A 22,637-nucleotide genomic window follows, 5' to 3' on the forward strand; every position below is an offset into this window, starting at 1 on the left:
AAAGACAAGAGATGACGATCACGACGACACGTCGAGGATCGCTCGCCAAGGTCGAGGGCCGCCAGGCGCTGGGTTTCGCAAGCCCGGCCCTGGTGGGCCTCGCCCTGTTCACGATCGTGCCCGTCGGGCTGTCGATCGTGATGAGCGTCTTCGACTGGCCGACCTTCGGCGAGCGGACCTTCAACGGGGTGGACAACTACGTCAAGCTGTTCACCAGCAGCCCCGACTTCTGGCCGGCGCTGCGGAACTCGGCGGTGTACACGCTGCTGTACGTGCCGCTGAGCGTCGCCCTCTCGCTCGTGCTCGCTCTCGGACTCGGACCGCGGATCCGCGGTCGCGGCGCCCTGCGCGTGCTCTTCTTCATCCCGGTCGTGACGCCGATGGTCGCCAACGTGCTGGTGTGGAAGATGATGCTGCAGCCGCAGGGCCTCTTCAACGGCCTCTCGGTCAGCTGGTTCGGGATCGAGCTGCCGAACTTCCTCGCCGATCCCTCCTGGGCCATGATCATGGTCGTCGTGATGAGCGTCTGGCAGGGCCTCGGCTACAACATGCTGATCTTCTCGGCGGCTCTCGAGCAGCTCCCCGAGAGCGTGCTCGAGGCGGCCAGCATCGATGGCGCGCAGGGCTTCCGCCGCGTGTGGAGCATCATCATCCCGATGATCTCGCCGTCGATCTTCTTCGCCACCATCATGACGATGATCACCTCGCTGCAGGTGTTCGTGCAGCCGCAGATGCTCACCGGCGGCGGCCCGGGCAACGCCACCAAGCCGCTCGTGATGTACATCTGGGAGCAGGGCTTCACGTTCGGCGACCTCGGCCTCGCGGCCGCCGCCGCCTGGATCCTGTTCGCCATCATCATCGCGATCACCGGCCTCCAGTTCGCCGCGCAGAAGAAGTGGGTGCACTATGAGCACTGAGACCCTCGTCCGCCCCGCCGGCCCCGCGCCGCGCCGCGACCGCGAGCGTGAGCGCGAGAAGGCTCGCGGAGCCTCCACGACTCCGGGTGCCCGCCTTCGCCTAGTACTCGCGCACGTCTGCATCTACATCGCCGCGCTCATCTTCATCGCGCCGCTCGTGTACGCGTTCTTCTCGGCCCTCAAGCCCAACTCCGAGATGTTCTCCATGCCGCCGACGCTCGTCGGCTCGGAGATCCGCTGGAGCAACTTCGTCGACGTGTTCGCCTACGGGCCGTTCCTGACGTACATCATGAACTCGTTCATCGTGGCGGTCGGCGGCACGCTGGTCGTGCTGGTGGTCTCGACCACCGCCGGGTACGCGTTCGGGCGGCTGCGGTGGAAGGGGCGCGACGCCGTGTTCGTGCTCTTCCTCGCCACGCTCATGGTGCCGGCCGAGGTGCTCGTGATCCCGATGTTCCAGGTCATGCAGTGGTTCAACTGGGTCGACACATACCAGGCGCTCATCCTGCCGTTCGCATTCGGCGCCTTCGGGACCTTCCTCATGCGGCAGTTCTTCCGCGGGATCCCCTATGAGCTGGAGGAGGCGGCACGCGTCGACGGCGCCGGTCCCGTCCGGTCGTTCCTGCAGATCATCCTCCCGCTGTCGAAGTCGGCCGTCGCCGTGCTCGCGGTGTTCACGTTCCTGTCGTTCTGGAACAGCTACCTGTGGCCGCTGATCGTGACGGTCGACTACAACGCCCACGGCACGCTGCCGGTCGGACTGGCCAGCTTCGCCGGTCTCACCGGCACCCGCTGGGACCTGCAGATGGCGGCGGCGATCATCTCGATGATCCCGACCACCGTGCTCGTGATCGTGCTGCAGAAGCACCTGGTCAAGGGCATCGCGATGGCAGGACTGGGCGGACGCTGAGCATGATCGGTCAGGAACAGGGCACCACTGTGCCCATCGACGGTCGACCGCGTCCGCGAGCCGCGCTGGCGGGGATCGACATCGGCGGCACCAAGATCGCCGCGCTCGTCGTGGGGGAGGACGGCTCCGTCGTCGCCCGCGGCAGCGTGCCGGCGCCGGCCGCCCTGGGCGGAGCGGCCATGGCCGATGCCGCGGCGGGCCTCGTCCGGGCACTCGCCGACGAGGCCGGAGTGCCGCTCGCCGCAGCGGGCGTGGGCGCCGCGGGCGTCATCGACCACGAGACCGGCACCGTGCGGGCGGCCTCGGCCACGTTCGTCGGCTGGGCGGGATTCCCGCTCGCGGACGAGCTCGGACGACGCCTGGGCGTGCCGGTCAGCGTCGAGAACGACGTCAACGCGTTCCTGCTCGGAGAAGCGGCCGCGCTGAGCCGCACCGAGCGCGACGTGCTGGGCGTGATGCTCGGCACGGGCGTGGGCGGGGCCGTCATCATCGACGGCGCGCTCCACCACGGGCCCCACGGTGCGGCGGGCGAGATCGGACACACCCCCGGGTACAGCGAGCTCGTGTGCACCTGCGGGCAGACGGGGCACCTGGAGACGCTGGCCTCCGGAACCTCCATCGCCCTGCGCTACCGCGAGCGGACGGGCGGCGAAGCGGCAGACGCCCGGGCGGTCGCCGCCCTCGCTCGGGGTGGAGACGCGGACGCCCTCGCCGTGTTCGCCGCCGCCGGTCGCGCGGTCGCCCTCGCCAGTGCGAGCGCCGCGACCCTGCTCGACCTGCCGACCGTGATCGTGGGCGGTGGCGTCGCCTCGGCGTGGGACCTGCTGGAACCCGCGATCCAGGCGACCCTGCGCACGGACTCGCCGGTGTCGGGCATCCCGCTGCGCATCGTCCCGGCGCAACTGGGCTCCGATGCGGTCGCCCTCGGAGCGATTGAGACCGCCCGTCGGGCCCTCGCCCCCGCACCCACACTCTGAATCGACTCCCCGGATGAGAGGTATCGCATCGTGACCGCACCCCAGGACGCCCACGAGATCTGGATGGGCCCGCTGCCGCCCGTCGCCGACGGCGGCCTGCCGAAGCCCCGCGTGGGCATCGCCGGCATCTCGATCGAGTCCAGCACGTTCTCGCCGCACATCTCCGGCGACGAGGCCTTCACGATCCGTACCGGCGCGGACCTCCGCGCCTACTACCCGTTCCTCGACGAGGGGCGCGAGCTGGCCGAGGCCGCCGAGTGGGTTCCGCTCACGCACGGCCGCTCGCTGCCCGGCGGCGCCGTTGACCCCGAGACGTACCGGCGGATGAAGGACGCGATCCTCGACGGCATTCGCGAGCACGGGCCCTTCGACGGCTTCTTCTTCGACATCCACGGCGCCATGAGCGTCGTGGGCATGGACGACGCCGAGGGCGACCTGGCCCGTGCCGTCCGGGAGGCACTGGGGTCCGACACGCTCGTCTCCACGTCGATGGACCTGCACGGCAACGTGTCGGAGGTGCTGCGCGATGCGGTCGACCTGCTGACCTGCTACCGGATGGCTCCGCACGAGGACTGGCTCAACACCAAGGAGCGCGCGGTGTGGAACCTGCTCGACCGGCTGCGCGGGCCGCACGGCGCCGACCCGCTCGCGCGACGGCCCTTCACCGCCTGGGTGCCGGTCCCCGTGCTGCTGCCCGGTGAGAAGACCAGCACGCGGCTCGAACCGGCGCGCGGCATCTACGCCGAGCTGCCCGCGATCGAGGCGCTGCCCGGCGTGGTCGACGCGTCCGTCTGGATCGGGTACGCGTGGGCCGACGAGCCGCGCTGCCAGGCCTACGTCGTGGTCACCGGCGACGACCGTGAGCTCATCGCCCGGGAGGCCGAGCGCGTCGCCCGCCGGTTCTGGGACGCGCGCGAGGACTTCGTGTTCGTGGCCGAGACCGGCACGCTCGACGAGGCGCTGGACCGCGCGCTCGCGCCCGCAGCCGCCCGGCCGTACGTCATCTCGGACTCGGGCGACAACCCCACCGCCGGGGGAGCGGGCGACGTGACCTGGACGCTCGCGCGCCTGCTGGAGCGACCGGAGCTCACCGACGGGAGCCAGACGACCCTCGTCGCGTCGATCTTCGACCGTGAGGCCGTCGCGCGGGCGGTCGCAGCGGGTGTCGGCGCCGAGGTCGAGCTCGAGGCGGGGGCCCGCGTCGACCCGGGTCCGCACGGGCCCGTCACGATCCGCGGCACCGTCTTCTCGATCACGCACGGCGACCCCGACGCGGGCACCCAGGCCGTGATCGCGGTCGGCGGCCTGCACGCCATCGTGACCGAGCGCCGCAAGCCCTTCCACCACCTCTCGGACTTCCGCATGCTGGGCCTCGAGCCCACCGAGGCCGACATCGTCGTGGTGAAGATCGGCTACCTGGAGCCGGAGCTGTACGAGCTCGCCGCCGACTGGACGCTCGCGCTCACGCCCGGCGGCGTCGACCAGGACCTGCTGCGCCTCGGCCACCACCGTCTGCGCCCTGGCGTCTACCCCTTCGACACCACCGGCACGCCCGACCTGACCGCGACGGTCGTCCGCCGCGGCGACGCCGAGACGCCCGTCGACTCCACCCCCGCAGAGGAGACCCCCGCATGATGAACTTCGAGAAGCGCACGGGGCCCGACCTCGGCTCCGCGGCACCGGTGTACCCCGCGAACGGTGTGCCGGAGTGGTACCGCGACGCGAAGCTCGGCTTCTTCGTGCACTGGGGCCTGTACTCGGTGCCGGCGTGGGCGGTGCAGCACGGCGAGGGCGTCAACATCCCCACGGAGGACGCCTACGCGTGGCACCAGTACGCGGAGTGGTACGGCAACACCGTGCGCATCGCCGGGAGCCCCACGTGGGAGCGGCACCAGCGCCTGTACGGCCCCGGCACCTCCTACGAGGACCTCGCCGACCGCTGGGACGCCGCGGCGTTCGACGCCGACGCGTTCGTCGGAGAGCTGGTGGGCGCGGGCGCGAGGTACATCGTGCCCACCACCAAGCACCACGAGGGCTTCTGTCTGTGGGACACCGCGACGACCGGCTTCAACGCCGTCGCGCGCGGGCCCCGGCGCGACCTGATCGCCGAGTTCCACGACGCCACGCGTCGCGCTGGCGCGAAGTTCGGCGTGTACTACTCCGGGGCGCTCGACTGGCACGTCAGCGACTTCCCGGCGATCGAGTCCGACACCGACCTGTTCCGGTTCCGCCGCAACGACGAGCACTTCGCGCGATACTCGGCCGCCCAGCTGGAGGAGCTCGTCGAACGCTTCGCGCCGGATGTGCTGTGGAACGACATCGAGTGGCCGGACGGCGGTAAGGGCGACCAGGAGTACGCGGTCGCCGCGCTGCTGCGCCGCTACTTCGATGCGGTGCCCGAGGGCGTCGTGAACGACCGCTGGGGTGTGCCGTACCACGGCTTCCTCACGCGCGAGTACACGGACATCCCGGAGATCATCCCCGAGCCGTGGGAGTCCACGCGCGGACTCGGCTACTCGTTCGGCTTCAACCAGGACGAGGACGAGCGCCACTCCCTGTCCGGCGCGGCCCTGATCCGCCTGCTGGTCGACGTCGTGGCCAAGAACGGCAATCTGCTCATCAACGTCGGCCCCGCGGCAGACGGCTCGATCCCCGAGCTCCAGCGCCGGGCCATGCGCGAGCTCGGGTCGTGGCTCGACGCGAACGGCGACGCCGTCTACGGCACGCGGCCATGGATCCGGATGGGGGAGCAGGCCGGGGCCCCGCGCCGCTACACGACCTCGGCCGGTGCCGTGCACGTCCACGCGCTCGACCCCGCGGCCGGCCGCATCGAGCTCCCCGCGGAACTCGACCACGCCACGCTGCGCTGGAGCGACGGCTCGGAGGCGGAGGTGTCGCGAGACGGCTCCGGCGCTGTCGCCACCATCCCGCCGGGGCTGCGGCCCGCTCCGGTCGCGGTGCTGTCCGCCCGAGGCGTCTGAGCAGCCACCCCGCACGATGCGAACGACGAGGGCTCCGGTGTCGCGCACCGGAGCCCTCGTCCGCTTCCATCGCCCCGCGCGGCTCAGGGTCGCGTGAGCTCCTCCAGCACCTCGATCACGTGCCGGTAGGGGCGCCCGGTGGCGCGGGTCATGCCGATCTCACACGTGCGGTTGGCGGACACGAACGCGTCGAAGCCCCCGCGCTCCCCGTCAGCGGCCGCGACCTCGGCCGACTCCTGCGCAGTCGCACTCGCGGTGAGCTCGGGGTGCAGCATGCCGCGGTCGCCCGCGAACGCGCAGCAACCCCAGCCCTCGGGCACGAACACGTCGTCGGCCACGGCGGCAGCGATCTCCGTCAGGGCCCCGGTCGCCCCGAGCGCCGTGGTCGAGCAGGTGGGGTGCACCGCGATGGAGGGGAGCTTCGCCGGCACGCTCAACCGCGGCAGCACCTCGCGGGCGACGAAGGTCGTGGCGTCCTCGATGCGCAGTCCCGCGTAGCGCGGATCCTTCGCGACGGACTGGGCGAGCATCACGTCGAGCCCCTCGGTGCACGACGCGGCGTCGCACACCACGGGGAGCTCGCCGTGACGGCTGGCCTCCCACAGCGACGCCAGCACCCGGTCGGACATCAGCCGGTAGCCGTCGAGGTGTCCCTTCGACTTCCACGGGGTGCCGCAGCAGAGCCCGCCGTTCTCCTCCGGGATCACCACCGCGATCCCCGCCCGGTCGAGCAGGTGGCGCAGGGCATCACGGGATCCGTGGCCGCCGTCCTCCGCGCCGAACATCGTGCCGATGCACGCGCCGAAGAACACGGCCTGCGCGTCGGGCGGTGACACCGGTCGATCGGGCTTCGAGCCGCCGCGGGGGAGTCCGCCGTCGTACAGCGGCACGGTGTCGGCGCCGAGCACGGCGCGTCCGAGCTGCGTCACGCCGCGGACGAGCGGGGCGGGGAGGGCGTCCGCGACCGTGAGGGCCACGCCGCCCGCGCGGGTGACCGTGCTCCAGTGCTTCGCGGCGGTGCCCCAGACGGCGCCCTCGACCGCGTTCGACTGCTCGGCCCGCAGCCGCCGCACGAGGTCGCCCGTGTTGATGTCGACCGGACACGCGACCCCGCACATGCCGTCGACGGCGCAGGTCTGCACGCCGTCGTAGTCGTAGTCGGTGCGCAGGTCGCGCAGCAGCTCGGTGTCGCCCTGCTCCTCGGCCCACGCCATGTCGCGGCGCAGCACGATGCGCTGCCGCGGGGTGAGGGTGATGCTCTTGCTGGGGCACGTGGGCTCGCAGTACCCGCACTCCACGCAGCGGTCCACCTCGCTCTCGACCGTGGGAACGCGCTTGAGGTCGTGCAGGTAGGAGTCGGGGTCGTCGGAGAGCACCACGCCGGGGTTGAGGATGCCGTCCGGATCGATGAGTCGCTTGAGCTCCCACATCAGGTCGGTGAGCTCGTCGCCATACTGCCGCCGGACGAACGGCGCCATGATGCGACCGGTGCCGTGCTCGGCCTTGAGCGACCCCTGCTGGGAGAGGACGAGCTCGACGAGGTCGTCGGTGAAGCGGCGGTAGCGGGCCACGCTGTCGGGGTCGTCGAAGCGCTCGTTGAGCAGGAAGTGCACGTTGCCGTCCTTCGCGTGCCCGAAGATGACGGAGCCCTCGTAACCGTGCTCCGCGAACAGCTCGATCAGGCGCTCGCACGTGGCCAGCAGCCGGGGCACCGGTACCACGATGTCCTCCAGCAGCGCGGTCGTGCCGGAGGGGCGGGCACCGGCGACGGCGGTGTAGAGGCCCTTGCGCACGTGCCACAGCGCGGCCCGCTCGGCCGCATCGGTCGTGAGTCGCGGCGGCACGGTGAGGGGGAGGGCATCGAAGTGCGACTGGGCGGCAGCGCTCGCGAGCGCCAGGGCGTCGGTGTCGGCCGCGTGCACCTCCACCAGCAGGGCGGCGTGCTCCCGCACGTCGATCTCCGCGATCGCCGCCGGGACGTCGCTCAGCCCCTGCGCCACGCGCAGCGACGCCGCATCCAGGAGCTCGATCGTGGCGAGACCGAGACGGGTGAGGCCGGGCAGTGCGGACATGGCGGCCGACAGCGTCTCGAACACGAGCAGCCCGGTCGCGATCGCGGGGCGTACCTCGATCGTGCGGAAGCGCGCCTCGGCGACGAAGGCGAGCGTGCCCTCCGAGCCGATCACGAGGTGCTCCAGGATGCGGACGGGGTCGTCGAAGTCGAGCAGGGCGTTGAGGCCGTAGCCCATGGTGTTCTTCATGGAGAACTGCTGGCGGAGGAAGGCCACGTGCTGGGGGGAGGCGAGCAACCGCGCGCGCAGGGCGAGCAGGCCGTCGGCGATCGCCGGCTCGGCGGCGCGGAGCACCTCGTTCGCGTCGGGGCGACCCGTGTCGAGGATGGTTCCGCTGGGCAGCACGAGCGTCATCGACGTGATCGTCTGGTACGAGTTCTCGGTGATGCCGCAGGCCATGCCGCTGGAGTTGTTCGCCACGACGCCGCCGATCGTGCACGCGATCTCGCTCGCCGGGTCGGGTCCGAGCTTGCGGCGGTACCGGGCGAGCCGTGTGTTGACCTGACGCACGGTGGCGCCGGGCCCGACGCGGACGGCGGCGCCGTCGTCCTCCACCCGGATGTCGCGGAAGTGGCTGCGGGTGTCGACGAGGATGTCGCCGCTCACCCCCTGTCCGGAGAGACTCGTGCCACCGGAGCGGAAGGTGAGGGTGCGTCCGGCGGCGCGCACGGCGCCGAACGCGCGGGCCACGCCGGCCGCATCGGCGGGGGAGAGCACGGCATCGGGGACGAGCAGATAGTGGGAGGCGTCGTGGGCGCGGGCGAACCGGTCGATCGACCGGGCATGCACCTCGGTGTCCGGCCCGAGCAGCTCGTGGTCCAGCGGTTCGGCGATGGTGGTCGGCACGGTGCTCCTCTGCTCCGGGTCAAGATTGTCTGACAAGTGTACCGATGACCGGATGCTTCGCTAGGCTGACGGCCATGACCACCCTCACGGACCGCGGCCTCGGCGTCGTCGGCGTGGTCGATGCGGTGACCGCCCAGCTGCGCGCGCGCATCCTCGGCGGTGAGATCCGATCGGGCGAGCCGCTCACCGAGGCCGCGGTGTCGCAGTCCTTCGGTGTGGCCAGGCCCAGCGCGAAGGCGGCGATCGAACAGCTGGTCGCGAGCGGCCTGCTCGTGCGCACGGCACATCGCACCGCACGCGTGGTGGGTATCGATCAGGCGACGGTGCGCGACGTCTACCGCACGCGCACCCGCCTGGAGAGCGCCGCGCTCCGGGAGCTGGCACGGGCGCGCAGAGTGCCCGCCGCCGCGGTCGAGGCGAATGCGGAGCTGCTCGCGATGGGACCGGAGCCCGACCCGGCGACCGTGGACCCCGATCTGCGCTTCCATACGGCGCTGATCGATGCGCTGCACAGCGAGCGGACCGGGCGGATGTATCGGAGCGTGCTCGACGAGGTCCGGTTGTGCATGGCGCAGGTGCAGGGGCGGCGCCTGCTGAACGCGGAGGAGATCGCCGCACAGCATCGGGAGATGCTCGATGCCGTCGCCGCGGGTGCGGAGGACGAAGCGGCCGAGCTGCTGCGGGCGCACCTCACGTCCGCGGAGGAGCGACTGGTCGAGGCGCTCGGGCGCGACTGAGCGTCAGCCCACGTTCGCCGGGGCGTCTTCGATCTGGATGGGCGCGTCCGCCGGGTCCGCCCACACCGGCGCGGGCAGCGGCGTGTCCACTGCGCCGTCCTGGATCGCGCGCAGCGCCTCCGTGATCTCGTCCGCGTTCTCCGGCACCGCGAGGCCGCACGTGCGCAGCTCCGAGGCGAACTGCAGGGTGAGGCGGATCTTGCCCGCCTCGATCGCCTGCGCCGTCGTGCCGGTGCGGATCTCACTGCCCGTCTGGATCGCCGGCACCTCGTCGCACACGTGATAGACCTTGCCGCCGTCGACCCAGACCACCTCGTCCTTGCCGAGCAGCTGGATCACGGTCGACTGGTCGGCGGTGTACTGCTCGACCGACGGCGGGGCGAAGTCCACGCCGACGAACACGGCCAGTGCGGCCAGGACGACGCCGACGATGCCGGCCGTCGTCTTCTGCCCCTTGTCCATGTCCTTGTTCAGGAAGATCAGGATCACGAGCGGGAGGAAGGCGACGATCGCGATGATCGCGCCGAGCTGGTTCTGCACGAAGAAGCGGGTCTTGTCCGCCTTCCGCGCGGGATCGAGCCGGTTCGCCTTCTTCCAGAGCACGGAGCCCGTGATCGACAGGGCCGCGATCACGACGAGCAGCACGAGCAGAGCGATGAACGCCCACTGCGGGAACTGTGCCGTGACGCCCTGCTCCTCGAGCAGACCCGTGTCGGGGTCGCGCACGAGCGTGCCGTCCTCGCCGACGTAGACGCGCTGGCGGAGCAGCCAGAAGATCCCGACGCCCTCGCCGATGATCGCGAAGGCCCACAGCGCGCCCGCGATCCAGCGGAAGCGCATCGCCGTCGTCTTCGCCGCGGCGCTCGGCGTCCACCCCGCCGGCGGCTCCGTGCTCGCGGCGGTGTTCCTGTCCCTGCCGGCGGTCCTGTCGTCGCTCTCGGCCACGTTGATCCCTTCCCCCGAAGGCCCGACCGCACCGGCCAGGGCACGCAAGATCCTAGTGGACGGGGTGTCCTACGCTGGAGGCATGACCTCCGACTCCGACGACGCCCTGAGCTGGGAGGGCGACGACGACACGGCGTCGCATCGCACCGGTCGCCCGCGGCGACGTGAGAACGCGGCCCCGCCCGTCGAGCCGCCTCTTCGCGACGCCACGACCACGGAGAGCGCCGCGGTCGCGCCCACGACGCGACCCCCCGCGTCTCCACCGCCCACCGAGGCGGCACCGCCGTCGGCGCCCGCGGCGTCCGTCGCCGCCGACGACGACGAGGCGCCGGCGGGACTCAGCAATGCGATGCTCCTGCTCGTCGGGGTGGTCGGCGGGGTGTATCTCCTCTATTCGGTCGGCTGGGTCGTCGGTGGGCTGCGGCTGCAACCGCTCGCCTCGTTCCTGGTCGCCGACGCGATGTTCCTGCCCTGGTTCGTGCTCGCGATCGCGGCGCCCGCGCTGTGGTTCCTCGCGACGTGGGTTCTCACGCGGGGGAGGGCCGCGTGGGTGCGGGTCGCCCTGCTGCTCGCCGGGGTCGTGCTCCTGGTGCCGTGGCCGTTCGTGACGGTGGGGGTGGTCGGATCATGAGCTCGTCGGAGAACGCATCGGCGGTGTCGTCCGGATCGCCGCGCTGGCTCGCCGGCACCGTCATCGTCCTCGCCGGGCTGTTCTACGCCTACGCGGTGTGGAACGCGGTCGCGCATCTGATCACGATGGCGCAGACCGGTCTGACGGGTGCGGGCTGGGCCGTGCTGCTGTTCGGTGTCGTCTTCCCCCTGATCGTGTTCGGCTTCGCCTCCGCGATCGGGCGTCGCCGGCGCGTGGGCGAGCTCGCCCTCGTGTTCCTCGCGGGGCTGGGCATCGTCGCCGTCTTCTGGATGAGTCTGCTCGCGCTCAGCCTCACGCTCCCCAGCGCCTGACCCGGACGCCACCGGTCGAGCCGGACCGCGCGGCGTCACACGGCACGGAGCGGCATGGCGGCTCGGGTAGAGTTGTCGCGATCGCGCCCCCGACGGTGTGCGGCGCATCGGCCCCTCCCGCCTGTCGCGCTGCCCCGAAGGATCCACTGTGCCGAAGCCCGTCGTGCTCATCGCCGAAGTACTCTCTCCCGCCACGATCGAGGCGCTCGGCCCCGACTTCGACGTCCGCCACGTCGACGGCACCGACCGCGAGGCCCTGTTCGCCGCGCTGGCCGAGGCCGACGCGGTGCTCATCCGCTCGGCGACCCGCATCGACGAGGAGGCGCTGGCGCACGCGCCGAAGCTGAAGGTCGTCGCGCGTGCGGGCGTGGGCCTCGACAACGTCGACATCAAGGCCGCGACCACGGCGGGCGTCATGGTCGTGAACGCTCCGACGTCGAACATCGTCTCGGCCGCCGAGCTCACGGTCGGTCACATCCTCAGCCTCGCTCGGCGCATCCCGGCCGCGCACGCCTCGCTCGCCGCCGGGCAGTGGAAGCGCAGCTCGTTCACGGGCGCCGAGCTCTTCGAGAAGACGGTCGGCATCGTGGGGCTCGGACGTATCGGCGCGCTCGTCGCCGCCCGCCTCGCGGCGTTCGACATGCGCGTCGTCGCATACGACCCCTACGTCACGTCCGCCCGCGCCCAGCAGCTCGGCGTGCAGCTCCTGTCGCTCGACGAGCTGGTGGCGGAGTCCGACTTCCTGACGATCCACATGCCCAAGACTCCGGAGACCACGGGCATGATCGGCGCGGAGCAGTTCGCGGCGATGAAGCCGACCGCCTTCGTCGTCAACGTCGCGCGAGGAGGGCTGATCGACGAGGAGGCGCTGCACGAGGCGCTCGTCGCTGGCGAGATCGCCGGCGCCGGTCTCGACGTCTTCACGTCTGAGCCGCCGGCGGAGGGCGGCAGTGCCCGTCCGCTGCTCGACCTGCCGAACGTGGTCGTCACGCCGCACCTCGGTGCGAGCACGGAGGAGGCGCAGGAGAAGGCCGGTGTCTCGGTCGCTCGCTCGGTGCGACTCGCGCTGGGCGGCGATCTGGTGCCCGACGCGGTCAACGTGGCCGGCGGCGTGATCGACCCGTATGTGCGTCCCGGGATCTCGCTCGTGGAGAAGCTGGGCCAGATCTTCGCGGCCCTCGCGACCTCGCCGCTCACGAGCCTCGACGTCGAGGTGCACGGCGAGCTCAACGACTACGACGTCAGCGTGCTCAAGCTCGCGGCGCTCAAGGGCGTGTTCACGAACATCGTCAGCGAGACCGTGTCGTACGTGAACGCTCCGCTCCTCGCCGAGCAGCGGGGGATCGCGGTCCGCCTGATCAAGGACGACGTGAGCGAGGAGTACCGCAACGTCATCACCCTGACGGGCGCCCTGTCCGACGGATCGCAGCTCTCGGTGTCCGGCACGCTGACCGGTCCGAAGCAGGCGGAGAAGCTCGTCGGCATCAACGACCACGCGCTGGAGCTGCCGATCGAGAAGCACCACGTCGTCATGCTCTACACCGACCGTCCGGGCATCGTGGCCGTGTACGGCCAGAAGTTCGGTGAGGCGGGCATCAACATCGCGGGCATGCAGATCGCGCGCCGCGCGGCCGGCGACCAGGCGCTCAGCGTGCTGACGCTGGACTCGCCCGTGTCGGAGGAACTGCTCGACGACGTGCGCGACGCGATCGACGCCGACCTGTTCCGGCAGATCGAGATCACCGAGGTCTGAGCCGCAGCACCACGGAGGAGGGGCGGGAGCGTGACGCTCCCGCCCCTCTTCGGTTCGCGAGTCAGGCGGTCGCGCGCAGGACCAGGGCGATCAGGTCGGCGAGCTCATCGCTGCGGGGGACGAGCCGCTCCGGGCCGTGCACGTCGAGCGAGTTGTTGAAGTAGAGCCCGTCGCTGACCAGCATCACCAGGTCGAGGCTCGCGGTGTCACGCACGTGCGGGCGGATGGTGTCGGCCCAGCGGCGCCGGGTCTCGCGGAGCATGTCGGCCGCGCGGGTCGAGCCGCCCTGGGCGAGGCGGGTCGTGGCGATCAGGGCGCGGTCGAGGGCGTCGTCCTCCATGACCGATGTGCGGACGTAGTAGGCGACCGGGCCCTCCTCCGCCGCGTTCATGCGCTCCAGGTCGAGGGTGGTGAGGTGTTCGAGCCGCTCCACGAGGCCGGCCTCGAGGTCGTCCTTGGAGTGGAAGTGGTACAGCAGCCCGCCTTTGGAGACGCCCGCGGCCTTGGCCGTCGCGTCGAGCGTGGCCGCGCGCTCGCCCTCGTCGATGAGGATCGCCTCGAAGGCGTCGAGAACCTTCTCGCGGGCGAGGGGAGGTCGGGGCATCGTTCATCCTCTGTTCGGAAACGGGAGGCCGGTCTCTGTTACTATACCAGCCGGACGGTTCACTAACGGAGCCGCCGAGAGTCTGAGAGGTGTTCCATGAGCCGTACTGCGTCGATCCCGACGACAGAGACGGAAGCCCCGCGCGTCGGCGCCAGAGGGTGGGCGGCGCTCGTCGTCCTCATGCTCCCCGTGCTGCTGGTGTCGGTCGACAACACGGTGCTGAGCTTCGCCCTGCCCGAGATCTCGATCTCGCTCGCACCCACCGGTGCCGAGCAGCTGTGGATCATCGACGTGTACCCGCTCGTGCTGGCCGGACTGCTGGTGACCATGGGCACGCTCGGTGATCGGTTCGGGCGGAGGAAGCTGCTGCTCATCGGAGCCACGGGGTTCGCCGTGGTCTCGGCCCTCGCCGCGTTCGCTCCGACGGCCGGTCTCCTCATCGCCGCCCGCGCCCTGCTCGGCTTCTTCGGTGCGATGCTCATGCCCTCCACGCTGTCGCTTCTGCGCTCGATCTTCCAGAACCGCGATCAGCGGCGCATGGCGATCGCGGTCTGGGCGTCCGCGTTCTCCGCCGGTGCGGCCCTGGGGCCGATCGTCGGCGGGTTCCTGCTCGAGCACTTCGCGTGGGGCTCGGTGTTCCTCCTCGCTGTACCGGTGCTGATCCCGCTGCTGATCGGCGCACCGCTGCTGGTGCCCGAGAGCCGTGACCCGCATCCCGGTCGCATCGACCCGCTGAGCATCGCCCTGTCGATGGCGGCGATGATCCCGGTCGTCTACGCGATCAAGTCGTTCGCGGTGGACGGGCCCTCGCTGTACGCGGGGGGATGGGCCGTGCTCGGCCTCGCGATGGGCGCGCTGTTCGTGCGGCGTCAGCTCCGCTCCGACGTCCCGATGCTCGACATGGCGCTGTTCCGAAGGGGCTCTTTCTCCGGGGCGATCCTGGTGAACCTGCTCAGCGTGGTCGCCCTGGTGGGCTTCCTCTACTTCGTGTCGCAGCACGTGCAGCTCGTGCTCGGGCTCTCGCCGATGATGGCCGGGCTCGCACTCGTGCCCGGCATGGCGGCGATGATCGTGGCCGGCCTCACGGTCGTGCCGATCTCGCGTCGCGTGCCGCCGCACGTGCTGATCCCCGCGGCGCTGGTCTTCTCCGTGGTCGGCTACCTGATCGTGGCGATGACGACGCACGACCACGGTGTCGTGCCGCTGATCCTCGCGTTCGCGGTGCTCGGCATCGGCATCGGCGCCGCGGAGACGATCTCGAACGAGCTCATCCTCTCCAGCGCTCCGGCCGCGAAGGCCGGCGCGGCCAGCGCCGTGTCCGAGACCGCGTACGAGCTCGGCGCCGTGCTCGGCACCGCCATCCTGGGCGGCCTCATCACGGCGTTCTACCGCGGAGCGCTCGTGCTTCCGGAGGGGCTGCCCGCCGACGTCGCGCATGCGGCGCAGGAGACGCTGGCCGGCGCGTACACCGCGGCGCAGCAGCTCCCGTCGCAGCTCGGAGACGCGCTGTGGCAGGCCGCCGCCGACGCGTTCGGCTCCGGGGTGACGGTGACCTCGCTGATCGGCGCCGGGCTCGTGGTCATCGCCGCGGTGATCGCCGCCGTCACACTGCGCAAGGCACCCACGCACTGACCACTACGCTGGGGGGACCGGCCCGTACGACCCGCGGTCGCGCCGCGGCCGGTCCACCCCCGTGCAGTGCGCAAGGAGTCTCATGTCGCGTGTCGTGAAGCTGGCCGTCATCCCCGGTGACGGCATCGGTCCCGAGGTCATCGCGGAGGCGGAGAAGGTGCTCGACGCCGTCACCGCAGACAGCGACGTGACGTTCGACAAGACCCGCTTCTCGCTCGGAGCCGGCCGGTTCCTCGAGACCGGCGACACGCTCACCGATGACGACCTGGCGGCGATCTCGGCGCACGACGCGATCCTGCTCGGCGCGGTCGGAGGCACGCCGGGCGACCCGCGCCTGAAGAACGCGAACATCGAGCGCGGCCTGCTGCTGAAGCTCCGCTTCACGCTCGACCACTACGTGAACCTCCGCCCGTCGAAGCTCTTCCCGGGTGCCACTGGTCCGCTCGCCGACCCGGGGGAGGTCGACTTCGTCGTGGTGCGCGAGGGGACCGAGGGGCCCTACGTCGGCAACGGCGGCGCGATCCGCGTCGGCACGCCGCAGGAGGTCGCCAACGAGACCTCGGTCAACACCGCCTTCGGTGTGGAGCGCGTCGTGCGCTACGCGTTCGACCTCGCCGAGCGTCGGCGCCGGAAGCTCACCCTCGTGCACAAGACCAACGTGCTCGTGCACGCCGGGGCGATCTGGCAGCGCATCGTGAACGAGGTCGCGGCCGAACACCCCGATGTGACCGTCGACTACCTGCACGTCGATGCCGCCACCATCTTCCTGGTCACGGACCCCTCGCGTTTCGACGTGATCGTGACGGACAATCTCTTCGGTGACATCCTCACCGACCTCGCCGGCGCCGTCACGGGCGGCATCGGCCTCGCAGCCTCGGGGAACATCAACCCCGACGGCGCCTTCCCGTCGATGTTCGAGCCCGTGCACGGCTCGGCTCCGGACATCGCGGGTCAGCAGAAGGCCGACCCGACCGCCGCGATCCTCTCGATCGCGCTGCTGCTCGACCACCTCGGCTTCGCGGCCGAGTCGGCGCGTGTGAGCGCCGCGGTCGAGGCGGACATCGCCGCGCGCAGCGGTGCCCGCACCACCGCGGAGATCGGCTCCGCGATCACTGCCCGCCTCTGAACGGCGGGCGTAGGCTGACAGGGCGCGAGGATGCGCCCACCCACGAGGATTGGATGACGACATGACGACGATCGACGCCGAGACGAGCGTGGCTCCCCTGGAGTTCGCCGTGACGAAGAACCTGAACGCCGCGAGCCCGACGCGGCTCGCCGAGGTGCTGGAGAACCCCGGGTTCGGGGTCGTCTTCACCGACCACATGGTCGACATCTGCTGGTCGGCCAAGGGCGGATGGCACCGTCCGCGCGTGCAGCCCTACGGCCCGATCCCGCTCGACCCCGCCGCGTCGGTTCTGCACTATGCGCAGGAGATCTTCGAGGGCATCAAGGCCTACCGTCACGCCGACGGGTCCATCCACACCTTCCGTCCCGACCGCAATGCCGCGCGCCTGCAGGCGAGCGCGCGTCGTCTGGCGCTTCCGGAGCTGCCCACCGAGTACTTCATCCAGTCGCTGCGCGAGCTGATCGCCGTCGACGGTCGCTGGGTGCCGTCGGGCGCCGACCAGAGCCTGTACCTGCGGCCGTTCATGTTCGCCAAGGAGGCTTTCCTGGGCGTGCGCGCGGCGCAGAAGGTGGCGTACTACGTGATCGCGAGCCCGGCCGGCGCGTACTTCAGCGGCGGTGTGAAGCCGGTGCGCATTTGGCTCTCGGAGGACTACGCCCGCGCGGGCAAGGGCGGCACCGGGAAGGCGAAGACGGGCGGCAACTACGCCTCGAGCCTCCTCCCGCAGGCCGAGGCCGCCGCCAAGGGCTGCGACCAGGTCGTGTTCCTCAACGAGAAACGCGACGTCGAGGAGCTCGGCGGCATGAACGTCGTGTTCGTGTTCAAGGACGGCCGCGTCGTCACCCCGGAGTCCGACAGCATCCTCGAGGGCATCACGCGCGACTCGCTGCTGCAGCTCGCGGAAGACCGCGGCTACACGGTCGAGAAGCGACCGATCTCGATCGACGAGTGGCGCCAGGGCGTCGCCTCGGGTGACATCGTCGAGGTGTTCGCGTGCGGGACGGCCGCCGTCGTCACCCCCATCGGTGCGCTGGTGGGCGAGGGCTTCGACGAGCCCCAGCCGTTGGGCGAGCTGGCGCTGTCACTGCGCGAGGAGCTGACCGACATCCAGTACGGCCGCCGCGAGGACAAGCACGGCTGGCTCGTGCGCCTCGACGCCTGACCACCACGTCCGAAGACCCCGGGCCGGCTCGACCGGTCCGGGGTCTTCCGCGTCGCTAGGCTGGACGCATGAAGATCGCCCGGTTCAGCCACGACGACGCCATCATGTACGGGATCATCGACGAGCGCGAGCTCGTGGTGCTGGCGGGGGACCCGATGTTCGCCGGGTACGAGACCACCGGCGACCGGGTGCCGCTCACCGAGGCGAAGCTCCTCGCCCCCGTGATCCCGCGCTCCAAGGTCGTGTGCGTCGGCAAGAACTACCATGACCACGCCGCCGAGATGGGTGGGGTCGCGCCCGAGGAGCCGCTGCTGTTCCTCAAGCCGAACACGGCCGTCATCGGCCCGGACGACGCGATCGTGCGTCCCACCGCCCTGTCCGAGCGCACCGAGTACGAGGGTGAGCTGGTGGTCGTGATCGGCAAGATCGCCAAGAACGTCACGGCGGAGAACGCCCTTGACTACGTGCTCGGCTACACGATCGGCAACGACGTCACCGCGCGCGATCTGCAGCGCAAGGACGGACAGTGGTCCAGGGCGAAGGGCTTCGACACCTTCTGCCCGCTCGGCCCCGTGATCGAGACCGACTTCGACGCGTCGACGGCGATCATCGAGACCAGGGTCAACGGCGAGGTGCGGCAGCACGCGCCGCTCACCGACATGATCCACTCGGTGGCGGACATCATCGCGTACGCCTCGGCCGTCTTCACCCTTCTCCCCGGTGACGTGATCATGACGGGGACCCCGGCGGGTGTCGGCACGTTCACGGCGGGCGACGTCGTGGAGGTGGAGATCTCCGGCCTCGGCATCCTCCGCAACACCGCGCGCGACGCCGTTCCCGCGACATGACCTCCAGCGCCCTGACGGCGGCGCAGCAGACGGCGGTGCAGCGGCGCACCGTCCTCGTGCTGTCGCTCGGGCAGGTCCTCGGGGGCATCGCGTTCGGGGCGACCGTCTCGCTCGGTGCTCTGCTCGCGGCCGACATCTCCGGCAGCGACGCGCTCTCCGGGCTGGCGACCGCCTCCGTCACGCTCGGCGCGGCACTGTGCGCGATCCCGCTCGCTCGGCTGGCGGCACGGCTCGGTCGACGCCGCGCGCTCACGCTCGGCAACCTCTTCGCCCTGGTCGGCATCGCCGTGGTGATCCTCGCCGCCTCGGTCCGGGTGTTCCCGTTGCTCCTCGTCGGCATCCTGTTGATCGGTGCGGGCAACGCGGGCAACCTGCAGTCGCGGTTCGCCGCGACCGACCTCGCGGCCCCGCAGCACCGCGGCCGCGATCTGTCGATCGTGGTGTGGTCGACGACGATCGGCGGCGTCGCGGGACCGCTGCTGCTCGGCCCCGGCGAGGTTGTCGGCCACGCGATCGGGATGCCGCCGCAGACCGGGTCGTACGTGTTCTCGTTCGTGGCGCAGTGTGCCGCGCTCGTGCTGTACCTCGTGGCGCTGCGCCCGGACCCGCTCCTCGCGGCGCAGCGCCTCGCGACGCAGGCGGCCGCCGCCACCGGGACGACGGCGGTCGACCGTCCGCGGGTCGCGCGCTACGCCATCTTCGCCATCGCCGGTTCCCACGTGGTGATGGCGTCGGTCATGGCGATGACCCCGGTGCACCTGTCGCACATGGCGCACGGGGCACACGGCGCTGCGGCGGCCCCGGCCGACGTCTCGGCCCTGGTGGGGATCACGATCGCGCTGCACGTGGGGGGCATGTACGCGCTGTCGCCCGTGTTCGGTGTGCTGGCCGACCGGTGGGGGCGGCTGCGCGTGGTGCTGCTGGGGCAGGTGCTCCTGGGCGGCGCGCTGGCGTTCGCGGTGTTCACGGGAACAGAGGCGTGGGGTGTGATGGTCGCGCTCATCCTGCTCGGCCTGGGCTGGAGCGCGGCGACCGTGGCGGGCGCCGCCCTCCTGACCGAGGCATCCGCTCCCGAGCTGCGCACGCGCCGCCAGGGTCGCAGCGACTCGCTCATGAGCCTCTCGGCCGCCGCCGGTTCCGTGCTCGCGGGCATCGTGCTGTCGAACTTCCAGTACGCGGGCCTCGGCATCGCCGCCTCGGTGCTCGTCCTCGCGATCGTGGTGCTCTCGCCACTCGCGCGGACCGATGCGCGGTAACGGACCGCGGGGGAGTCGTCACACCGCGGTTGGCCTGCGCGCCATCCGCTGAGGTCACCCGGAGGCAGTGTGCGCTGCGCTACGGTCGAGCCATGTCCTCCCAGGCCGGACGAGTCTCCGCAGGTGCTGCGCTCGTCGTCATCGTCGGCGCTCTCACCGGGTGTGCACCGAGCATCGGGACGCTGGTGAGGGACAGCCTCGCCGAGTCCGTGGAAGACGCGCAGGACTCGTTGTGGGAGTACCGCGACCAGATCGTCAGCGACCCGGAAGCGGCCGTCGCCGGCCTCGGCTTCGTCCACGACGCGCGTGAGGGTGCCGACGACGGATCCGGTCTATACACCCTGGTCGCCCTCGACCAAGCCGACGACACCGTGACCCTCACTCTCGTCGTGGGCGGCGGCGCGACGACCGGCGGCGGGCACTGGTATCAACAGGCGAGCGCCGCGACGTGCGTCGACTTCGTCTTCCCGCAGGCCGCCGCCGAGATCCGTGCGGAGGATGCCGTGTGCGGAGACATCCCGGACGCGGACAGGTACGACGAGGTCGTCCCATTCAGGGACCTCGACGTTCGGGAGTCGGTGACGGCGGCGGACTACCCGCCACCGATCTGCCAGTGCCACAGCGGAGGCGACTGCGACTGCCCAGGAGGCTGAGCGAGCGCCGCGGGCTGAGCCCCGCGCACCCGTAGAATCGAAAGGCTATGGCTACTCCTCACCCCCTCACCACGACCGCCAGCGGCGCCGACATCCGCGTCCGCTTCTGCCCCTCTCCGACGGGGCTGCCGCACGTCGGCATGGTCCGCACGGCTCTGTACAACTGGGCGTACGCGCGCCACAACGGCGGGAAGATGGTGTTCCGCATCGAGGACACCGACGCCGCGCGGGACAGCGAGGAGAGCTTCCGTCAGCTGGTCGACGCGCTCACCTGGCTCGAGATCGACTGGGACGAGGGCGTCGAGCTGGGCGGCCCCCACGCGCCGTACCGCCAGTCCGAGCGGCACGACATCTATCGCGGGGTGATCGACAAGCTGGTCGCGACGGGCGCGCTCTACGAGAGCTACTCGACGGCGGAGGAGATCGACGCCCGCAACGAGGCCAACGGTCGGGCGAAGCAGCTCGGCTACGACAACTTCGACCGCGACCTCACGGACGAGCAGAAGGCGGCGTTCCGCGCCGAGGGCCGCCAGCCGGCCCTGCGCCTGCGGGTGCCGGACGAGGACCTCACGTACGTGGACCTCATCCGCGGCGAGGTCACCTTCCCGGCCGGATCGTTTCCCGACTTCGTGGTCGTGCGGCCGAACGGCGTGCCGCTGTACACCTTCGTGAACCCGGTCGACGATGCGCTGATGGGTATCACCCACGTGCTGCGCGGCGAGGACCTCATGCCCTCCACCGCCCGTCAGCTGTCGCTCTATGCCGCGCTGATCGACGCCGGGGTGACGACGTTCGTCCCACGCTTCGCGCACATGCCGCTGGTCCTGGGGGAGACGGGCACGAAGAAGCTCTCCAAGCGCGACCCCCAGGCCGACCTCTTCCTGCACCGGGAGCGCGGCTTCATCCACGAGGGGCTGCTGAACTACCTGGCGCTGCTGGGCTGGTCGATCGGCCCCGACCGTGACGTGTTCTCGCTCGACGAGTTCATCGCCGCGTTCGACATCGAGAACGTGAACCCGAATCCGGCCCGCTTCGACCAGAAGAAGGCGGAGTCGATCAATGGCGACCACATCCGCATGCTCGACGTGAAGGACTTCGCCGAGCGCTCGGTGCCGTACCTCGCCGCGGCCGGCCTGTTCGACGAGCCGACCCACGAGCAGCTCGTGCTGGCCTTCCGCGCCGCGCCGCTCGTGCAGGAGCGGGTGCAGCTGCTGGGTGAGGTGCCGGGCATGCTCGGTTTCCTCTTCCGCGACGAGGTGTCATACGACGCGGACGCCCTCAAGGGTCTGCCGGCGAACGCCGCGGAGGTGCTCGAGGCCTGCGTCGCCGCGCTCGAGCCCGTGCAGGACTTCACCCCGGAGAAGGTCCAGGAGGCCCTGTCGACGGCGCTCGTGGACGAGCTCGGGCTCAAGCCCCGCGTGGCCTACGGGCCGCCGCGCGTCGCCATCACCGGGCGCCGCGTCTCGCCGCCGCTGTTCGAGTCGATGGAGCTGCTCGGCAAGGACGAGTCGCTGCGGCGACTGCGCGCCCTGGCCGCGTTCCTGGCCGACTGAGCCGCGACGCGCCCGAGCGGCGGCACACGCCGGTGGTTTTGGCGATCGGTCGCCGCTCGGGTAAGCTTGACTCTCGGTGCGAGGCTCCGGTTTCGCCCTTGGGGTATGGTGTAATTGGCAACACGGCTGATTCTGGTTCAGTTGTTCTTGGTTCGAGTCCAGGTACCCCAGCACTTCACAGAAGCCCGGAAATCCGCAGGAATGCGGCTCCGGGCTTCTGTCGTTCTCGGGCGAGGGCGGGCACGCTACGGGGTGTTCGCCGGCCGGCCCGTCCGCTCCGCGCGGAGCACCAGGGCGATGGTGGCGAACGCGATCGATGCGGCGACGGCGGGGAGATAGGTCAGGATGTCGGGCGTGACCGTCGAGGCGCCCCAGCACACCGCGGCGGCAAGTGCGGACACCAAAAAGGCGAGGATGTCGAGGGGACCGCGCTTCCTGACGAAGACGGCGGCCAGGAGCAGCGCCGCGGCGATCAGTGGTGCCCCGGTGGTCAGCACGGCGGCGACGCCGTGGTGGTTCGCCGCGTTCCAGACCGCGAAGTAGAGCTGCGCTCCGGCGAGGACGGAAGCCGCGACGCGGCGGGTTTCGCGATAGAAGGCGTGCATCAGTGCTCCTCAGTGACCCGGGAGCATGGGCCGCTCCCGACGGAGTGAGGGTACGTCAGATCTGTCGGGGTGTCCGCATATGAGGACGCCAACGCGA

20 protein-coding genes and 1 tRNA gene are annotated in these 22,637 nt (G+C 71.0%); 17 read left to right on the forward strand and 4 right to left on the reverse strand.

Annotated features, from left to right (window positions below):
- The first annotated feature begins 11 nt into the window (after positions 1-11).
- From KZC56_RS12835 to KZC56_RS12855, 5 genes are all read left to right on the forward strand, one after another.
- The gene (locus KZC56_RS12835) at positions 12-917 is read left to right on the forward strand and encodes a carbohydrate ABC transporter permease (RefSeq protein WP_136034945.1); all 906 of its coding nucleotides are present in this window, start codon (positions 12-14) and stop codon (positions 915-917) included.
- A complete protein-coding gene (locus tag KZC56_RS12840; RefSeq protein ID WP_136034943.1) occupies positions 907-1,827 on the forward strand; it encodes a carbohydrate ABC transporter permease in 921 nt (306 codons plus the stop codon). Before KZC56_RS12835 ends, KZC56_RS12840 begins: the two co-directional genes overlap by 11 nt.
- Before the next feature lie 2 nt (positions 1,828-1,829).
- Positions 1,830-2,804 (forward strand): ROK family protein, encoded by a 975-nt coding sequence (locus KZC56_RS12845; protein ID WP_247638701.1) that lies wholly within the window; start codon positions 1,830-1,832, stop codon positions 2,802-2,804.
- A 63-nt stretch (positions 2,805-2,867) separates the two neighbouring features.
- Positions 2,868-4,439, forward strand: coding sequence for a M81 family metallopeptidase (locus tag KZC56_RS12850; protein ID WP_281733514.1), 1,572 nt, complete (start codon positions 2,868-2,870; stop codon positions 4,437-4,439).
- Complete coding sequence (locus KZC56_RS12855; RefSeq protein WP_247638703.1) at positions 4,436-5,785, forward strand: alpha-L-fucosidase; 1,350 nt, start codon at positions 4,436-4,438, stop codon at positions 5,783-5,785. The genes KZC56_RS12850 and KZC56_RS12855 overlap by 4 nt, the downstream gene beginning before the upstream one ends.
- An 83-nt stretch (positions 5,786-5,868) precedes the next feature.
- Here the strand turns inward: KZC56_RS12855 and KZC56_RS12860 are convergent, their stop codons facing one another.
- Entirely contained in the window at positions 5,869-8,703 is a 2,835-nt protein-coding gene (locus KZC56_RS12860; RefSeq protein ID WP_247638704.1) for an FAD-binding and (Fe-S)-binding domain-containing protein, read from the reverse strand.
- A 74-nt stretch (positions 8,704-8,777) separates the two neighbouring features.
- Between KZC56_RS12860 and KZC56_RS12865 the strand changes: the two genes are divergently transcribed.
- Positions 8,778-9,440: a GntR family transcriptional regulator gene (locus tag KZC56_RS12865; protein WP_247638705.1), complete on the forward strand. Its 663-nt coding sequence runs from the start codon at positions 8,778-8,780 to the stop codon at positions 9,438-9,440.
- 3 nt (positions 9,441-9,443) lie between these two features.
- Here the strand turns inward: KZC56_RS12865 and KZC56_RS12870 are convergent, their stop codons facing one another.
- The gene (locus KZC56_RS12870) at positions 9,444-10,385 is read right to left on the reverse strand and encodes a hypothetical protein (RefSeq protein WP_247638706.1); all 942 of its coding nucleotides are present in this window, start codon (positions 10,383-10,385) and stop codon (positions 9,444-9,446) included.
- Positions 10,386-10,467: 82 nt separating this feature from the next.
- Here KZC56_RS12870 and KZC56_RS12875 point away from each other — a divergent pair, with 82 nt between their 5' ends.
- The 3 genes from KZC56_RS12875 (at position 10,468) to serA (ending at position 13,101) form a co-directional block, all read left to right on the forward strand.
- A complete protein-coding gene (locus tag KZC56_RS12875; RefSeq protein WP_247638707.1) occupies positions 10,468-11,016 on the forward strand; it encodes a hypothetical protein in 549 nt (182 codons plus the stop codon).
- Entirely contained in the window at positions 11,013-11,348 is a 336-nt protein-coding gene (locus tag KZC56_RS12880; RefSeq protein WP_136034927.1) for a hypothetical protein, read from the forward strand. Before KZC56_RS12875 ends, KZC56_RS12880 begins: the two co-directional genes overlap by 4 nt.
- Before the next feature lie 148 nt (positions 11,349-11,496).
- Positions 11,497-13,101: a phosphoglycerate dehydrogenase gene (serA, locus tag KZC56_RS12885; protein WP_247638708.1), complete on the forward strand. Its 1,605-nt coding sequence runs from the start codon at positions 11,497-11,499 to the stop codon at positions 13,099-13,101.
- A gap of 61 nt (positions 13,102-13,162) precedes the next feature.
- Here serA and KZC56_RS12890 read toward each other — a convergent pair whose 3' ends face one another.
- The gene (locus tag KZC56_RS12890; protein ID WP_247638709.1) at positions 13,163-13,705 is read right to left on the reverse strand and encodes a TetR/AcrR family transcriptional regulator; all 543 of its coding nucleotides are present in this window, start codon (positions 13,703-13,705) and stop codon (positions 13,163-13,165) included.
- A gap of 96 nt (positions 13,706-13,801) precedes the next feature.
- Between KZC56_RS12890 and KZC56_RS12895 the strand changes: the two genes are divergently transcribed.
- The 8 genes from KZC56_RS12895 to KZC56_RS12930 all read left to right on the forward strand — a co-directional run bounded on the left by KZC56_RS12895 (position 13,802) and on the right by KZC56_RS12930 (position 22,106).
- Entirely contained in the window at positions 13,802-15,337 is a 1,536-nt protein-coding gene (locus KZC56_RS12895; RefSeq protein ID WP_247638710.1) for an MFS transporter, read from the forward strand.
- Between the two features lie 82 nt (positions 15,338-15,419).
- Positions 15,420-16,463, forward strand: a complete 1,044-nt coding sequence (locus KZC56_RS12900) for a 3-isopropylmalate dehydrogenase (RefSeq protein ID WP_247638711.1) — start codon at positions 15,420-15,422, stop codon at positions 16,461-16,463.
- A gap of 61 nt (positions 16,464-16,524) precedes the next feature.
- Positions 16,525-17,625, forward strand: coding sequence for a branched-chain amino acid aminotransferase (locus KZC56_RS12905; protein WP_247638712.1), 1,101 nt, complete (start codon positions 16,525-16,527; stop codon positions 17,623-17,625).
- 68 nt (positions 17,626-17,693) lie between these two features.
- Complete coding sequence (locus tag KZC56_RS12910) at positions 17,694-18,473, forward strand: fumarylacetoacetate hydrolase family protein (protein WP_247638713.1); 780 nt, start codon at positions 17,694-17,696, stop codon at positions 18,471-18,473.
- Positions 18,470-19,729, forward strand: coding sequence for an MFS transporter (locus tag KZC56_RS12915; protein ID WP_247638714.1), 1,260 nt, complete (start codon positions 18,470-18,472; stop codon positions 19,727-19,729). Before KZC56_RS12910 ends, KZC56_RS12915 begins: the two co-directional genes overlap by 4 nt.
- A 92-nt stretch (positions 19,730-19,821) precedes the next feature.
- A complete protein-coding gene (locus tag KZC56_RS12920; protein WP_247638715.1) occupies positions 19,822-20,382 on the forward strand; it encodes a hypothetical protein in 561 nt (186 codons plus the stop codon).
- A gap of 47 nt (positions 20,383-20,429) precedes the next feature.
- Positions 20,430-21,935 carry a glutamate--tRNA ligase gene (gene gltX / locus KZC56_RS12925; protein WP_247638716.1) on the forward strand — a complete coding sequence of 502 codons (1,506 nt, stop codon included), beginning with the start codon at positions 20,430-20,432 and terminating at the stop codon, positions 21,933-21,935.
- 99 nt (positions 21,936-22,034) lie between these two features.
- Positions 22,035-22,106 (forward strand) — tRNA-Gln (locus tag KZC56_RS12930).
- 74 nt (positions 22,107-22,180) lie between these two features.
- On the opposite strand, the gene KZC56_RS12935 is transcribed toward KZC56_RS12930, so the two are convergent.
- Positions 22,181-22,540 carry a hypothetical protein gene (locus KZC56_RS12935; RefSeq protein WP_247638717.1) on the reverse strand — a complete coding sequence of 120 codons (360 nt, stop codon included), beginning with the start codon at positions 22,538-22,540 and terminating at the stop codon, positions 22,181-22,183.
- Positions 22,541-22,637: the final 97 nt, after the last annotated feature.

It is taken from the genome of Microbacterium sufflavum (assembly GCF_023091155.1).
Taxonomy (GTDB): domain Bacteria; phylum Actinomycetota; class Actinomycetes; order Actinomycetales; family Microbacteriaceae; genus Microbacterium; species Microbacterium sufflavum.

Bases quoted from the DNA above. Each gene is read 5' to 3' on its own strand.
- KZC56_RS12865 (WP_247638705.1), top strand. From the start codon at position 8,778: ATGACCACCCTCACGGACCGCGGCCTCGGCGTCGTCGGCGTGGTCGAT.
- KZC56_RS12855 (WP_247638703.1), top strand. From the start codon at position 4,436: ATGATGAACTTCGAGAAGCGCACGGGGCCCGACCTCGGCTCCGCGGCA.
- KZC56_RS12895 (WP_247638710.1), top strand. From the start codon at position 13,802: ATGAGCCGTACTGCGTCGATCCCGACGACAGAGACGGAAGCCCCGCGC.
- KZC56_RS12890 (WP_247638709.1), bottom strand. From the start codon at position 13,705: ATGCCCCGACCTCCCCTCGCCCGCGAGAAGGTTCTCGACGCCTTCGAG.
- KZC56_RS12840 (WP_136034943.1), top strand. From the start codon at position 907: ATGAGCACTGAGACCCTCGTCCGCCCCGCCGGCCCCGCGCCGCGCCGC.
- KZC56_RS12915 (WP_247638714.1), top strand. From the start codon at position 18,470: ATGACCTCCAGCGCCCTGACGGCGGCGCAGCAGACGGCGGTGCAGCGG.
- KZC56_RS12875 (WP_247638707.1), top strand. From the start codon at position 10,468: ATGACCTCCGACTCCGACGACGCCCTGAGCTGGGAGGGCGACGACGAC.
- KZC56_RS12920 (WP_247638715.1), top strand. From the start codon at position 19,822: ATGTCCTCCCAGGCCGGACGAGTCTCCGCAGGTGCTGCGCTCGTCGTC.
- gltX (WP_247638716.1), top strand. From the start codon at position 20,430: ATGGCTACTCCTCACCCCCTCACCACGACCGCCAGCGGCGCCGACATC.
- KZC56_RS12935 (WP_247638717.1), bottom strand. From the start codon at position 22,540: ATGCACGCCTTCTATCGCGAAACCCGCCGCGTCGCGGCTTCCGTCCTC.
- KZC56_RS12880 (WP_136034927.1), top strand. From the start codon at position 11,013: ATGAGCTCGTCGGAGAACGCATCGGCGGTGTCGTCCGGATCGCCGCGC.
- KZC56_RS12900 (WP_247638711.1), top strand. From the start codon at position 15,420: ATGTCGCGTGTCGTGAAGCTGGCCGTCATCCCCGGTGACGGCATCGGT.
- KZC56_RS12835 (WP_136034945.1), top strand. From the start codon at position 12: ATGACGATCACGACGACACGTCGAGGATCGCTCGCCAAGGTCGAGGGC.
- KZC56_RS12850 (WP_281733514.1), top strand. From the start codon at position 2,868: ATGGGCCCGCTGCCGCCCGTCGCCGACGGCGGCCTGCCGAAGCCCCGC.
- KZC56_RS12845 (WP_247638701.1), top strand. From the start codon at position 1,830: ATGATCGGTCAGGAACAGGGCACCACTGTGCCCATCGACGGTCGACCG.
- KZC56_RS12905 (WP_247638712.1), top strand. From the start codon at position 16,525: ATGACGACGATCGACGCCGAGACGAGCGTGGCTCCCCTGGAGTTCGCC.
- KZC56_RS12910 (WP_247638713.1), top strand. From the start codon at position 17,694: ATGAAGATCGCCCGGTTCAGCCACGACGACGCCATCATGTACGGGATC.